The sequence below is a fragment of the Vibrio sinensis genome, assembly GCF_003605645.1.
Taxonomy (GTDB): Bacteria; Pseudomonadota; Gammaproteobacteria; order Enterobacterales; family Vibrionaceae; genus Vibrio; species Vibrio sinensis.
In genome coordinates this window covers 143,889-158,226 of record NZ_QVMU01000003.1, presented here as the reverse complement: position 1 = coordinate 158,226, position 14,338 = coordinate 143,889, and the positions used below count along the sequence as shown (strand labels likewise).

Below are 14,338 nucleotides of genomic sequence, written 5' to 3'. Positions count from 1 at the left end.
GCGAAGTTCGCCCTTTGTGATTTCCCTGTCTCTAATGGCGACTTTTACTGGCTATCCATCCAGTTCTTTATTATTATTCAGCAATAATCTCCGACTAATTTAGGTACTATCCAGTGATTGGACGTCTACGTGGCATTCTGCTAGAAAAACAACCCCCAGAACTCCTTATTGAAGTGAATGGCATTGGCTATGAAGTTCAAATGCCAATGAGTTGCTTTTATGAGTTACCCAACGTAGGCGAAGAAGCGATTATTTACACGCATTTTGTGGTGCGTGAAGATGCTCAATTATTGTATGGATTTAACACGGTGAAAGAGCGTGCTTTGTTCCGTGAAGTCATTAAAGCCAATGGTGTTGGACCTAAATTAGGTCTGGGTATCTTGTCTGGCATGACCGCGACTCAATTTGTCGCGAGTGTTGAACGTGAAGATATTTCAACCTTGGTCAAACTGCCTGGTGTCGGTAAGAAAACCGCTGAACGTCTAGTTGTTGAGATGAAAGATCGTTTGAAAGGGTGGAGTGCAGGGGATCTCTTTACTCCATTTACCGATGCTGCGCCTACTGATAACGGCTCAGCAGCGCCGCAAAGCAATGCGGAAGAAGAAGCGATTAGCGCATTGCTATCTTTAGGCTATAAACCAACCCAAGCTTCTAAAATCGTCGCTCAAATCGTGAAACCTGGCATGACCAGCGAAGAGCTGATTCGTGATGCCTTGAAGTCAATGGTCTAACTGAGTAAAGCGTAAAAGGAACATCTTATATGATTGAAGCTGATCGCTTAATTGCTCCAGATAGTCCGGTTTTTCGCGATGAAGACGTTGTCGACCGTGCAATTCGCCCTAAGCTACTTGAAGATTATCAAGGCCAAGACCATGTACGCAGCCAAATGGAGATCTTCATCCAAGCGGCAAAATTGCGTCAAGAACCTCTTGATCACCTTTTGATTTTTGGCCCTCCAGGGTTGGGTAAAACCACTCTGGCAAATATTGTTGCCAATGAAATGGGTGTGAACATTCGTACCACTTCAGGTCCTGTGCTCGAAAAAGCGGGTGATCTCGCTGCTTTGCTGACTAACCTTGAAGAAAATGATGTGCTCTTTATCGATGAGATCCATCGTCTAAGCCCTATGGTTGAAGAGATCTTATATCCAGCGATGGAAGACTATCAGCTTGATATCATGATTGGTGAGGGGCCCGCCGCTCGCTCAATTAAGATTGATTTGCCTCCGTTTACCTTGATTGGTGCAACAACTCGTGCCGGCTCGCTGACATCGCCATTGCGAGACCGCTTTGGTATTACTCAGCGTCTTGAGTATTACAAGATCCCAGATCTTCAACACATCGTTCAACGAAGCGCGAACTGCTTAGGTTTGTCGATGGAGTCTGAGGGGGCATTGGAAGTTGCTCGCCGCGCTCGTGGTACCCCTCGAATTGCCAACCGTTTATTACGCCGAGTCCGTGACTATGCAGAAGTGAAAGGGGATGGCCATATTTGTGCTGATGTTGCTGATAAAGCACTGAACATGCTTGATGTGGACGCTCAGGGCTTTGACTACATGGACAGAAAACTTCTACTTGCCATCATGGAGAAGTTTGCTGGTGGTCCCGTTGGCCTTGATAATATGGCTGCGGCGATTGGCGAGGAAAAAGATACCATCGAAGATGTACTGGAACCTTACCTAATTCAGCAAGGCTATTTACAGCGAACTCCTCGTGGCCGTATCGCCACAGATCGCGCTTATCTCCATTTCGGAATTGAGAAATAAGTTTTCATTGCTTGCTTCTTCGGAAGTGAGCAATCTTGTGACAATTTCCTCACTTATTAACTTTTTTTGACGTCAATATCTCATCATTTAACAAGGTTTTTGTTAAGCACTTGTTTCCGCATGCCTCTGATCTCTGTATTTACCGTAACCATCCGGTAACAAAATCAAACTTTATCAATTGATATAGATCAATTTGTCTGTTTTTTGGTCGAAAATCGCGTAAAAAATTTGATGCAAATCAAAGCGAACTCCTCGAATAAACCTTTTGAAACTGAGGCTATTTGCCAGTAATATTAGCTTAAGCTATATTAGCTGTTGCTTAACAATTAACTAACTATTGCAGTACATATTTGCAACAATATGATGTTTTTTATTAAACATTCCCTGAGCCAGTTCAACGCTTGCGGTGCTAAAAGCAATAAAGTAAAGCGTGTCATTCAGCCGACACATAGGAGTTATCATGATTGACATAGTTGATCTGTCGCGGTTTCAATTCGCATTGACAGCGATGTATCACTTCCTGTTCGTACCATTGACTTTAGGTATGGCGTTTTTGCTCGCCATCATGGAATCAATGTACGTAATGACCAACAAGCAAATCTACAAGGACATGACTAAGTTCTGGGGTAAGCTGTTCGGTATTAACTTTGCACTTGGTGTGGCTACTGGCCTAACCATGGAGTTTCAGTTCGGTACCAACTGGTCTTATTACTCGCATTATGTAGGTGATATTTTTGGTGCACCTCTCGCCATTGAAGCGTTAGTCGCTTTCTTCCTCGAATCCACTTTTGTCGGTTTGTTCTTCTTTGGTTGGGATCGCCTATCTAAACGCCAACACTTAGCAGTGACTTGGTTAGTAGCGTTGGGTTCTAACTTCTCTGCGTTGTGGATCTTAGTCGCTAACGGCTGGATGCAAAACCCAGTAGGCGCGGAATTTAACTTCGAAACCATGCGTATGGAAATGGTGAGTTTTGCTGAGGTTGTATTAAACCCAGTTGCTCAAGTGAAGTTTGTTCACACCGTTGCTTCTGGTTACACCACCGGTGCCATGTTCATTCTTGGTATCAGCTCATACTACATGCTTAAAGGCCGTGACGTTGCGTTCGCTCGTCGTTCGTTTGCTATCGCTGCGTCTTTCGGTATGGCTTCAATTTTATCGGTTATCGTACTAGGTGATGAATCTGGTTACGAGCTAGGTGAAGTTCAAAAAGTGAAGCTCGCTGCGGTTGAAGCAGAATGGCACACTGAACCTGCACCAGCAGCGTTTACTGTGTTCGGTATTCCGAACCAAGAAACAATGGAAACCGATTACGCGCTTAAGATTCCTTTTGTTATGGGTATTATCGCTACGCGTTCATTGGATGAGCAAGTAACCGGTCTACGTGATTTACGTGATGAACACGTTGATCGTATCCGTAACGGTATGTACGCCTACGGCTTACTAGAAAAACTGCGTGCTGGTGAGAAATCACAAGAGAACATGAACGCGTTTGACGAAGTGAAAGGCGACTTAGGTTACGGTCTGCTATTGAAGCGTTACACAGATAAAGTAACAGATGCGACGGAAGATCAAATTCAAGCCGCTGCTGATGACTCTATTCCAACCGTATGGCCTCTATTCTGGTCATTCCGTATCATGGTTGCGTGTGGCTTCTTGATGTTGTTCGTATTTGGTGCTGCATTCGTTCAAACATGTCGTCAAAAAATCGAACAGAAACAGTGGATCCTTAAAGCTGCCTTGTTCAGTATTCCTCTACCTTGGATTGCGATTGAAGCGGGTTGGTTTGTCGCTGAATTCGGTCGTCAGCCATGGGCTGTAGGTGAAATTCTTCCTGTACACGTTGCTGCTTCAGCACTGACGGCGGGTGAGATTTGGACATCACTATTTGCGATTATTGCGCTTTATACTGTGTTCTTAATTGCCGAAGTTTACTTAATGCTGAAATTTGCTCGTAAAGGCCCAAGTAGTCTAAAAACGGGTCGCTACCACTTTGAGCAAGAGATTAACTCTGTTGAAGACAAAGTTAGTCGCCAAGTAGAAGCGTAAGAAAAGGAGAAGCAAAATGTTTGATTACGAAATCTTGCGATTCATCTGGTGGGTACTCATTGGTGTGCTACTAGTCGGTTTCGCTATCACCGACGGTTTCGACATGGGTGTCGGTGCATTAGTACCTATCATCGGTAAAACCGATACAGAGCGTCGAGTGATGATTAACTCAATCGCTCCGCACTGGGACGGCAACCAAGTATGGCTAATCACCGCTGGTGGTGCGCTATTCGCAGCATGGCCACTTGTGTACGCAACGTCATTCTCAGGTTTTTACCTAGCGATGATCCTTACGCTTGCAGCGTTGTGGTTGCGTCCTATCGGCTTGGATTACCGTTCAAAGCTTGAAAACACCCAATGGCGTAATACATGGGACATCTGTATTGCGATCAGTGGTTTCGTTCCACCAATTATTTTTGGTGTTGCGTTTGGTAACCTATTACAAGGTGTTCCATTCCAACTAAGCGATTTCATGATGCCAACCTATCATGGTTCATTCTTCGGTCTACTAAACCCATTTGCTCTGCTTTGTGGTTTGGTTAGCCTGTTCATGATCCTGATGCAAGGTGCAACTTGGCTACAAATGAAGACTTCTGATGCTGTTCACACGCGTGCACGTGCAGTGGCTCAATTGATGGGACTATTAACAGTCGCAACATTTGTAGCAGCAGGTTTTTGGGTTCAAGGTATGGACGGCTATGTCATCACATCTGTGATTGATACAGCAGCGCCATCAAATCCTTTGACCAAAACAGTGGTTCTTGAAGCTGGTGCTTGGATGAACAACTTTGAAAAATACCCACTATTATGGGCGGCTCCTGCACTAGGTGTGCTAATGCCATTATTAACAGTGTTGGCATCGCGTCTTGAAAAAGGTGGTTTTGCATTCCTGTTCTCAAGCCTAGGTAACGCAGGTGTGATTTTCACTGCAGGTCTTTCAATGTTCCCATTCGTTATGCCATCAAGCTTGGAACCAAGCCATAGTTTAACCATGTGGGATGCAACATCTTCTGAGTTGACGCTGAATCTAATGACGGGTGTAGCATTCGTTATGGTTCCAATTATTCTGGGTTACACGACATGGACATACTACAAAATGTTCGGTCGTCTAGATGACAAATTCATTGAAGAAAACAAAAACTCACTATATTAAGGAGCTATGACTATGTGGTATTTCGCATGGATTCTAGGTGTACTACTTGCTTGTGCATTCGGTATCATCAACGCTCTTTGGTTAGAGCATTCAGAAATGATGGATAAAGACAGTGAGTAAACTTGCTGAGCAAGTAACAAAGCTGCACGAACCCATGGATAAGACTCTACTGCGAGTCTTGTCTTTGGTTCTTGGTTTTTACCATGTTGTTATGGTGATGTGGGACCCACATGCATATGCAGAAGCAATTGGTGGATTTAATATGGTGATTGCACCCTTGATGATCTGGGCCATTTGTTCAAGCATGGTATTTGGCGTTGGGTTCAAACCAAGAAAATGGTATTGGCAATGTTTGTTTAGCCCTTACTTTTCGTTATCTATCTTGATTTATCTTACCGTGCTTCGTTTAGTGTAACTGTGGCAACATCAGTGCCTTAAGTGCTTGGTGAGTAATAAATAATCTTAACTTTGTTCGAAATAGCGCCGCTTGTAATGAGCTGGCGCTATTTTTTTGTCTAAGTTCTGAAAACACTTAATAGCACTTGCACATTCTGGGACGAGTTGCGTTATAGTAAGCGTTTAGTCTCAGTATTCTTGGGTTCTGTAGTGCAAACCACATCTGACACGTTTGAATGGCCGATCACGGTTTATTATGAAGACACCGACGCCGGTGGCGTTGTTTACCATTCCAACTATTTAAAGTTTTTTGAAAGGGCTCGAACCGAACTCTTGCGTTCTATTAATGTTTCGCAACAAAGTCTTTTGGAACAAAAGATAGGTTTTGTAGTCCGACACATGGATATTGATTTTCTGCAAGGAGCTCGTCTTGATGACCAGCTTTTGGTTAAAACCACCATTGCAGAACTAAAAAAAGCTTCGTTAACATTCTGTCAGGTGATCGTCAATCCTGATGGTAAGACATTGTGTAAAGCAATGGTTAAGGTAGCATGCATCGACAATGTAAAAATGAGGCCAATTGCTATGCCTCAATTCTTATTAACGGAGTTTTCTTCAAGTGAGCGCTGATATTTCATTCTTTGACCTCTTTTTACAGGCCAGCTTACTGGTAAAGCTAGTAATGATGATTCTAATGGGCATGTCTATTGCTTCATGGGCGATGATCATCAAGCGCAGCAAAGTTCTATCTCAAGCTGCGAAAGACGCAGAACGATTTGAGGATAAATTTTGGTCGGGCACCGATCTTTCCATCATTTATCAAGAGGTTAAAAAACGTAAAGATGAACTCTCGGGTACCGAAGAGATTTTCTATTCTGGTTTTACCGAGTTTGCTCGATTGAGTAAATCCAATGCAACATCACCAGATTTCATTATGGAAGGTACGGGCCGCGCTATGCGTGTTGCCGTTGCGCGTGAAGTTGATGAACTAGAAACAAACCTACCTTTCCTTGCGACCGTTGGTTCGATTACGCCATATATCGGCCTATTTGGTACCGTATGGGGCATTATGCATGCCTTTATTGCTCTAGGTGAAGTTAAGCAAGCAACGCTAGCGATGGTAGCACCGGGTATTGCAGAAGCACTGATCGCAACCGCGATGGGTTTGTTTGCGGCAATTCCAGCCGTAATGGCTTATAACCGTTTTAGTAATAAAGTGGGCAAGCTTGAACATAGCTATGCAACGTTTTCTGAAGAGTTCCACAGCATTTTGCACCGCCAAGCGATGTCAGGCAGGGAGTAAGTCATGTCGGGATATCAGCGAAAAAAACGAAAAATGACCGCCGAAATTAACGTCGTACCTTATATCGACGTTATGCTCGTGCTGTTGATCATTTTTATGGTGACGTCGCCATTTGTGACTCAAGGGGTTGAGGTGGAATTGCCTCAGACTTCGACCGCACAAAGCAGCCAAGAAATGGCTGGCGACAGTGACGCTAGTTTTATTATCGTGGAAATCGACAAGGCAGGTAACCTCGGCTTAAGTGTGAACGATGAAGAGATGCAACGTGGTTTGTCACTGCAAGACATTATCGTCAGAGTAAAAGCGGAATTATCGTTAAAACCGAATTCTCCTGTCGCGGTGGGTGGTGATGCGGCAACGCCTTATGCAGAAGTTGTGTTGGTGTTGGATGCATTGAATAGCGCTGGCATTCCTAAAGTTGGATTGCTAACGGATATCAAGGAAGAGATGTAATTGCTTGATGAGAGATAAGAAATCTAAAAAGCAGAGCTATACCAAGCCTCTGGTTATTTCCTTTTCTATGCATGCCGTTTTGATTGCCGCACTCTTATTTGGTACGGACTTCACAATGTCAGAACCAAAGCCAAGCGGGCGAATGGTGCAAGCTGTTGTGATTGATCCTGCGTTAGTTAAACAGCAAGCTCAGCAAATTCGCAGCCAAAGAGAAGAGGCGTCTAAAAAAGAACAGTCTCGCCTTGATAAGCTCAGACGTGAAAGTGAATTGCTTGAGAAAAATCGTAAGATTGAAGAAGAGCGTATTCGTAAACTGAAAGAGCAGCAAGTGAAGGAAGCGAAAGCAACCCGAGAAGCTGAAAAGCGCCGCGTTGAAAAAGAAAAACAACGCCAAGCTGAGGAAGAACGTTCACGTAAAGAAAAACAACGTGCCGAGCAACTTGAGAAAGAGCGCAAGACCAAAGAAGAAGCTGTACGTAAAGCTGAGAAACAACGTTTAGCGAAAGAAGCAGCGGTTGCCAAGGCAGAGCAAGAGCGTATTGCCAAAGAAGCGGCTGCTGCGAAAGCTGAGCAACAACGTCTTGAACGTGAAAAAGCAGCCAAAGAAGCGCAAGAAAAAGCAAAACGCGAACGTGAAGCCGCAGAAAAAGCGGAACAACAGCGAATTGCTAAAGAAAAAGCCGCTAAAGAGGCCGCTGAAAAAGCACGTAAAGAGCAAGAACGATTGAAGCGTCTTGAGCAAGAACGTAAACAACAAGAAGCGGCACTGAATGATATTTTTGCAGGCCTAGAAACTGAATCAGAACAAAACAGTTCAGCGCGTTCGCAACATGTTGCGAGTGAAGTTGATCGTTACGGAGCGATTTATACTCAGTTAATACAGCAAAATTTACTATTAGAAGACGCCTTTCGGGGAAAGTCGTGTAAAGTCAATTTACGACTGATCCCAACAGGATCAGGAGCGATAGTTGGCAATTTAAGCGTATTGAATGGCGATAGCCGTTTATGTGCAGCGACAAAACGTGCTGTGGCTCAAGTGGGGACTTTTCCGCTACCGAGCGAGCAAGATGTCGTCAATCAGTTGAAAAACATCAATTTAACAGTAGAACCTGAGTAATAAGGAAATGCTTGTGTTAAAGCGACTAATATTCGGATGGATGCTCGTTATCGCGAGCTCATTTCAAGTGGCAAACGCCGCACTAGAGCTAGTCATTACCGACGGTGTTGACTCAGCGCGCCCAATTGGCATTGTTCCTTTTAAATGGGATGGGCCAAAACCATTGCCACACGATGTGTCAGCCGTGATTGCTTCTGACTTACAACGCAGTGGTAAATTTAGCCCAGTGGCGACCAATAAAATGCCACAAACCCCTTACAATGAATCGGAAGTCAATTTCGATGCTTGGATTAATCTAGGCGTAGACGCATTGTTAACGGGCTCAATTACCCAGGATGCAACGGGCAACTACATTATCAACTATCAATTGGTTGATGTGGTACGCGGTCAGTTAACTCAAGGTCACAATCAATCGCTAAGCGGTGATGGCCAATTAGTATCATCAAAAGATTACGTCTTGTTCAATAAACGCGCCACAGTCAGTGGTGAGCGTTTGCGTGAATATGCTCATCGCATTTCTGATCTTGTGTATGAAGAGTTAACGGGTGAGCGCGGGGCATTTTTGACTCGTATTGCTTACGTTGTGGTTACCGATAAAGACAGCTACCCATACCAACTGCGCGTTGCCGATTATGATGGTTATAACGAGCGTTTAGTTTTACGTTCTAAGCAACCATTGATGTCTCCAGCATGGTCTCCTGATGGTAAAAAACTGGCTTACGTGAGTTTTCAAAACGGCCAAGCTGAAATTTTCATCATGAATATTTACACCGGTGAACGTGAGAAAGTGACTTCGTATCCACGTCATAATGGTGCGCCAAAATTCTCTCCAGATGGCAAGACATTAGCATTGGTGCTTTCTAAAACAGGTACGCTGCAAGTCTATACATTGGATCTTGCTTCTCGTAAGTTGACACAAATTACCCGAGGCCGCTCAAACAATACTGAACCATTTTGGAATCCAGATGGTAAGTCGCTGATCTTTACATCGGATCGAGGTGGTAAACCTCAGATTTATCAAGTAAATTTGGCTGATGGAGCAACGAATAGACTGACGTGGCAAGGGAGCCAAAACCTAGGTGGACAAATCACACCAGATGGCCGCTTCTTAGTGATGGTAAATCGAAGTAATTCTGGTTTTAATCTGGCGAAACAAGATCTTGAAACCGGTGCTGTACAGATACTGACGAAAACTTTACTTGATGAATCACCAAGCATCGCGCCGAATGGCAGCATGGTCATTTACAGCTCTATGTATAACAAAAATAACGTACTGTCGATGGTCTCTATCGATGGTCGTTTTAAAGCTCGATTACCAGCAACAAATGGTCGCGTTCGTGCACCAGCATGGTCACCATTTTTGTAACTGGCAACTATTTAAATTGAAGGAAAAATAATAATGCAACTCAACAAAATTCTTAAGGGACTAATGATCGCGCTACCTGTTATGGCGATGACGGCATGTAGTTCTAGCGACGATGCTGCAAATACAACAGGTTCTGAAACTAACCAAACAACGTCAGGTACCGAGAATGTTGTTGATACTACCGTTGTATCGACTATCGAAGGTACTGGTCAGTTGACAGAGCAAGAACTAAAAGAGCAAGCGCTACGTGAATCTCAAACGATTTACTTTGCGTTTGACAATGCGTCAATTGCTGGCGATTACGAAGAAATTCTAGCAGCACACGCGGCTTACCTAAGCCAAAACCCTGCAATGAAAGTAACGATTGAAGGCCATGCAGATGAGCGTGGTACTCCAGAGTACAACATCGCACTAGGTGAGCGCCGTGCACAAGCAGTATCAAGCTACATTCAAGCACTAGGTGTTCAAGCTGACCAAATCTCTATCGTTAGCTACGGTGAAGAGAAACCGCTTCTGCTTGGTCAAGGCGAAGATGTATACGCGAAAAACCGCCGTGCGGTACTCGTTTACTAATCGAGGAATGACCTCATGTTAGGTAACTTAAAGCGCGTTATTTCGCTTACGTTACTCGCAGGAGCAGTAAACGTTGCCGTTGCTGCTCCCGCCCCAGTATTGGATATTGGCGGCAGTAACTCATCAGCGACATCGCGTGCAAATGAATCAGACGTACAGCGTTTAGAACGTTTGTTGGAAAATCGCAATCGACTTCAGTTGCAGATGCAACAACGAATCGATGAGATGGCGTTAGAGATCAACGAACTACGTGGTCAGCTTGAAAAAAATAGTTATGACATGCAGCAGATGTTGCAGCGTCAAAGAGAGCTGTTTATTGAGTTAGATAAGGTTCGCTCACAGCCAGTCGCTCCAGTGGCGCAGGTTGAAGAGCAAGCGCCAGCAAAAGGCAAAGGAACATTTAGCGCCAATGCTGATGAGCAAACTGCTTATCAAAATGCGGTGGATTTGATCCTCAAGAAACGTGATTACACCGGTGCTATTGCTGCATTTAAGCAATTTCAAACCGATTATCCCGATTCTAGCTTCACGCCAAACTCGCATTATTGGTTAGGCCAACTTTATTTTGCTAAGAAACAAGATAAGGATGCAGTGAAGAGTTTTGCTGCGGTTGTCTCGTATAAAGATTCGAATAAACGTGCTGATGCTTTGATGAAGCTGGGCGACATTGCTTTACGTAATAACAACGCTGAACAAGCGAATAAGTATTACCAACAAGTTGTGTCTGAATACCCAAATAGTGCTTCTGCTAAGCAAGCGCAAGAGCGTTTGAAGTAAGCATACTCTCAAACGTAAATTGATAAAGAGGCACTTCGGTGCCTCTTTTTTATGTATAAAATAAACGATCAGAAATATAGGGTTTGAAATGCGATAAGCATCAAATTCCACACTCCATAGCACAATGCTGACAATCCTCTTTGATTCCCGAACTCGATCGGAGTTACAATGCTCGGATTAATGGAAATTGCGTAGAGCAAGAGCAATGAGTCACATTTTAGATACTATAGAAACCGTATACCCTTTTCCTCCAAAACCAGCACAGTTGACACCAGAGCAAAAGCTGGCGCACATCGCTAATATCAAAACTTTGTTAGAAGAAAAAGACGCTGTTTTGATCGCTCACTATTACACTGACCCTGAAATCCAAGCATTAGCAGAAGAAACGGGCGGATTTGTAGGTGACTCATTGGAAATGGCCAAATTTGGTAACCGTCATCCTGCTAGCACTTTGATTATTGCTGGCGTGCGCTTTATGGGAGAGTCTGCAAAGATTCTAACTCCAGAAAAACGCATTCTAATGCCAACGTTAGAAGCAGAGTGTTCGTTAGATCTTGGTTGCCCTGTAGACAAGTTCACTGAGTTTTGTGATGCGCACCCTGATCATACAGTAGTGGTTTATGCCAATACTTCAGCGGCAGTTAAAGCGCGCGCTGATTGGGTTGTGACTTCAAGTATTGCGTTAGAAATCGTTGAACACCTTGACGCAGAAGATAAGCCAATCATTTGGGGGCCAGATCGCCACCTAGGTTCTTACATTGCCAATAAAACCGGTGCTGATATGCTGCTTTGGCAAGGTGAGTGTATTGTACATGACGAGTTTTCAGCTGACGCACTGCGTAAAATGAAAGCTGTTTTCCCTGACGCTGCCATTTTGGTACACCCTGAATCTCCAGCGAGTGTTGTTGAGTTAGCTGATGCCGTTGGTTCAACAAGCCAACTGATCAAAGCGGCTAAAGAATTACCACAGTCGAAAATGATCGTGGCGACGGACAAAGGCATCTTCTTTAAGATGCAACAACTGGTTCCAGAAAAAGAGCTGATTGAAGCGCCAACAGCGGGTGCTGGTGCGACTTGCCGTAGCTGTGCCCATTGTCCTTGGATGGCGATGAATGGTCTTAAAGCGATTGAAGCTGCACTAAGCGAAGGCGGTGAGACTCATGAGATTTTTGTTGATGAAGCGACTCGCGTTAAGTCTCTTATTCCGCTAAATCGTATGCTTGATTTTGCAGAGCAGCTTAACCTAAAAGTGAAAGGTAACGCATAATCACTTATATTGAGTTTGAATCAAAACCGGCTTATTGAGTCGGTTTTTTTATGCCCAGAATCTAAGATATTTGCAGCAACCACCACTATCACTACAACCACTACGACCACAACTGCTACAACCATCGCTACATCAAATGTCATCGTTGAGTTCATCAATGAGTTCACCAATGAGGTAAAAAGCGTTAAGTGCGTCATCTCACGGCGAAAACGTCAACGATTCATTATAATTCCAAATAAGAAATGAAATGTTCACGGGTAGATAGGCAAGGGAATGTGATGGCGATTTGGCTGTACATGAGGAAATGGATACACACGCGCTTGTTTCGGTTAAGTAATCGAAACTTGTTGGTGCTGTTTATTATTTACGTCCTGTTGAGCTGGGTGTTACTGGCTCTCGCAGGGGAAACTGAGTTAACTCGTGATTTTTCAACGTTCATTTACTATTTAATGGTGACAGCTTCTACCGTTGGATATGGGGATTTCTCACCACAAACACCTTTGGGGCAATGGGTTATTGTCTTGTTTGTGATTCCCGGTGGTTTGGCTTTATTCGCTGCAATTTTAGGGCAGTTAGCCGCAAGTTTAGTGGATTATTGGCGTGCAGGAATTTTAGGGAAAAGGAAGGTCAGAGTGGAAAATCATATATTACTGCTAGGATGGAATGGTCAGCGTACGATGCATCTCATTCGTATGTTACAGCATGAAGAAGATGGAGTCAGACCTATCGTGTTGTGCAGTCGTTCGGATATTGAGAATCCGCTACCCGGTGAAATTGAATTCGTGAAAGTGACCAGTTATACCGACAGTCAAGAGATGTCGAATGCGAAAATCGCCAGCGCGAGCTGCATAATTGTCGATAATTTAGAAGATGACGTCACCTTGTCGGCTTCTCTGTACTGTACCAGTATTAACCCTGACGCCCACTTGGTGGCCTACTTTAAAGATGAAGCGCTAAGCACGTTATTGAACAAGCATTGCCCTAATGCCGAGTGTATTCCTGCTGTGGGCGCTGAGATGTTGGCAAAAGCGGCTGTGGATCCAGGTTCGAGTGCTCTTCATCAAGAATTGTTGGCATCCACTCGGGGCATGACCCAATACAGTACGATTTATCCTAACTCTGAATCTTCCCGCCAAGTAGAAATGGTGTTTTTATTTATGAAAAAACACTATCAAGCGACGTTAATTGCGGTGCAAAACGAACAAACGATTCATTTAAATCCGGATTTAGAAACAGAAATTCTACCGGGTAGTAAGCTATTTTATATTTCAGATGAACGGATAGCGCATTTTGATTGGAACCAGTGCCAAACAAACGAGTCGTAAAGGTGTGATTTAAGGTGTGATTTAAAGTATTGGTTTGGTAGGGATATAGCCGCTGAAAGGAAACTAGGGGCAATCGTAGTGAATGCCCCATCAATGACGTTATTGGTCTTGAGCTAACTGAAAACCACGCATCGTTAGGCCACATAACATGGTCGGGATAGCGTTGTAGATCTCTTCAAATTGCTCAAGTCCCTCAATGCCTTGGTCAGCAAGAGTCGCAATAGAGGTTTCAGGATCGTAAAGCATGCTCAGGGAGAGCAATACGCCGCCCAATAGCGCGTTATCTTCACTTTCGCTTGGCATGATCGTTTCCCAGTCATCACGGGATAACTGCCAACCTTGCAGTAGGCCTTCACAGAAGTCACGAGCAGCTTGGTTTACAATTTCTGCTTCATCTAGAGCGCAATGTTCTGGCCATAACCATGCGTTATTTAACAATGCAGGACGATACTCATTCCACATCGCAATCACATGCTCAATATAACACTCCAGTTGTTCACCATTTGAGAATGGTGCAACTTCTTCACCACCCCAAAGAAAGGGTAGCCATTCTTCAGGCGGTAAGATATTTGGAGCAGAAGCCATGGCAGTAACAAAGCCACGAGTCTTGGCTTCATTGATTAGTTTGTCTTCTAACTCCGGTAGGGATAAAAGCTCTTGTAGTGTCAAATGGGTCACCGCTAAAACGTTAAAAACACGATAGGACCTATAGTAACAGCCATGTAAATACAGAAAAAGGTTGAAGAGACTCAATATTAGCTATAATTTTTTTATAAACGACAAAAATTCAATAATT

General features: G+C 43.9%; 17 protein-coding genes. 15 read left to right on the top strand and 2 right to left on the bottom strand.

What is annotated here, in order from left to right; all coding sequences use genetic code 11:
- Positions 1–113 precede the first annotated feature (113 nt).
- From ruvA to nadA, 14 genes are all read left to right on the top strand, one after another.
- Positions 114–731 (top strand): Holliday junction branch migration protein RuvA, encoded by a 618-nt coding sequence (gene ruvA, locus DZ860_RS05735; protein WP_120029965.1) that lies wholly within the window; start codon positions 114–116, stop codon positions 729–731.
- 29 nt (positions 732–760) lie between these two features.
- A complete protein-coding gene (gene ruvB, locus DZ860_RS05730) occupies positions 761–1,765 on the top strand; it encodes a Holliday junction branch migration DNA helicase RuvB (RefSeq protein WP_120029964.1) in 1,005 nt (334 codons plus the stop codon).
- A 460-nt stretch (positions 1,766–2,225) separates the two neighbouring features.
- A complete protein-coding gene (gene cydA, locus DZ860_RS05725; protein WP_120029963.1) occupies positions 2,226–3,812 on the top strand; it encodes a cytochrome ubiquinol oxidase subunit I in 1,587 nt (528 codons plus the stop codon).
- A gap of 16 nt (positions 3,813–3,828) precedes the next feature.
- Complete coding sequence (gene cydB / locus DZ860_RS05720; RefSeq protein WP_120029962.1) at positions 3,829–4,965, top strand: cytochrome d ubiquinol oxidase subunit II; 1,137 nt, start codon at positions 3,829–3,831, stop codon at positions 4,963–4,965.
- A gap of 12 nt (positions 4,966–4,977) precedes the next feature.
- Positions 4,978–5,085 carry a cytochrome bd-I oxidase subunit CydX gene (cydX, locus tag DZ860_RS05715; RefSeq protein WP_000270284.1) on the top strand — a complete coding sequence of 36 codons (108 nt, stop codon included), beginning with the start codon at positions 4,978–4,980 and terminating at the stop codon, positions 5,083–5,085.
- Positions 5,078–5,380: a cyd operon protein YbgE gene (ybgE, locus tag DZ860_RS05710; protein ID WP_120029961.1), complete on the top strand. Its 303-nt coding sequence runs from the start codon at positions 5,078–5,080 to the stop codon at positions 5,378–5,380. The genes cydX and ybgE overlap by 8 nt, the downstream gene beginning before the upstream one ends.
- A 191-nt stretch (positions 5,381–5,571) precedes the next feature.
- The gene (ybgC, locus tag DZ860_RS05705) at positions 5,572–5,991 is read left to right on the top strand and encodes a tol-pal system-associated acyl-CoA thioesterase (RefSeq protein WP_120029960.1); all 420 of its coding nucleotides are present in this window, start codon (positions 5,572–5,574) and stop codon (positions 5,989–5,991) included.
- Positions 5,981–6,664, top strand: coding sequence for a protein TolQ (tolQ, locus tag DZ860_RS05700; RefSeq protein ID WP_120029959.1), 684 nt, complete (start codon positions 5,981–5,983; stop codon positions 6,662–6,664). Before ybgC ends, tolQ begins: the two co-directional genes overlap by 11 nt.
- 3 nt (positions 6,665–6,667) lie before the next feature.
- A complete protein-coding gene (gene tolR, locus DZ860_RS05695) occupies positions 6,668–7,117 on the top strand; it encodes a protein TolR (protein ID WP_120029958.1) in 450 nt (149 codons plus the stop codon).
- 7 nt (positions 7,118–7,124) lie between these two features.
- Positions 7,125–8,234, top strand: a complete 1,110-nt coding sequence (tolA, locus tag DZ860_RS05690) for a cell envelope integrity protein TolA (RefSeq protein WP_120029957.1) — start codon at positions 7,125–7,127, stop codon at positions 8,232–8,234.
- A 40-nt stretch (positions 8,235–8,274) separates the two neighbouring features.
- Positions 8,275–9,600: a Tol-Pal system beta propeller repeat protein TolB gene (gene tolB / locus DZ860_RS05685; protein WP_439333100.1), complete on the top strand. Its 1,326-nt coding sequence runs from the start codon at positions 8,275–8,277 to the stop codon at positions 9,598–9,600.
- Positions 9,601–9,633: 33 nt separating this feature from the next.
- On the top strand, positions 9,634–10,173 hold the full coding sequence (gene pal, locus DZ860_RS05680; RefSeq protein ID WP_120029956.1) for a peptidoglycan-associated lipoprotein Pal: 540 nt from the start codon (positions 9,634–9,636) through the stop codon (positions 10,171–10,173).
- Between the two features lie 15 nt (positions 10,174–10,188).
- On the top strand, positions 10,189–10,950 hold the full coding sequence (ybgF, locus tag DZ860_RS05675; protein ID WP_120029955.1) for a tol-pal system protein YbgF: 762 nt from the start codon (positions 10,189–10,191) through the stop codon (positions 10,948–10,950).
- Positions 10,951–11,155: 205 nt separating this feature from the next.
- Positions 11,156–12,217, top strand: a complete 1,062-nt coding sequence (gene nadA, locus DZ860_RS05670; RefSeq protein WP_120029954.1) for a quinolinate synthase NadA — start codon at positions 11,156–11,158, stop codon at positions 12,215–12,217.
- A 20-nt stretch (positions 12,218–12,237) separates the two neighbouring features.
- Here the strand turns inward: nadA and DZ860_RS24870 are convergent, their stop codons facing one another.
- Complete coding sequence (locus DZ860_RS24870; protein ID WP_279386829.1) at positions 12,238–12,372, bottom strand: hypothetical protein; 135 nt, start codon at positions 12,370–12,372, stop codon at positions 12,238–12,240.
- A gap of 123 nt (positions 12,373–12,495) precedes the next feature.
- On the opposite strand from DZ860_RS24870, the gene DZ860_RS05665 reads away from it, so the two are divergent.
- Positions 12,496–13,542 carry a potassium channel family protein gene (locus DZ860_RS05665; RefSeq protein WP_120029953.1) on the top strand — a complete coding sequence of 349 codons (1,047 nt, stop codon included), beginning with the start codon at positions 12,496–12,498 and terminating at the stop codon, positions 13,540–13,542.
- A 99-nt stretch (positions 13,543–13,641) separates the two neighbouring features.
- On the opposite strand, the gene DZ860_RS05660 is transcribed toward DZ860_RS05665, so the two are convergent.
- Positions 13,642–14,211 carry a UPF0149 family protein gene (locus DZ860_RS05660; RefSeq protein WP_120030090.1) on the bottom strand — a complete coding sequence of 190 codons (570 nt, stop codon included), beginning with the start codon at positions 14,209–14,211 and terminating at the stop codon, positions 13,642–13,644.
- Positions 14,212–14,338: the final 127 nt, after the last annotated feature.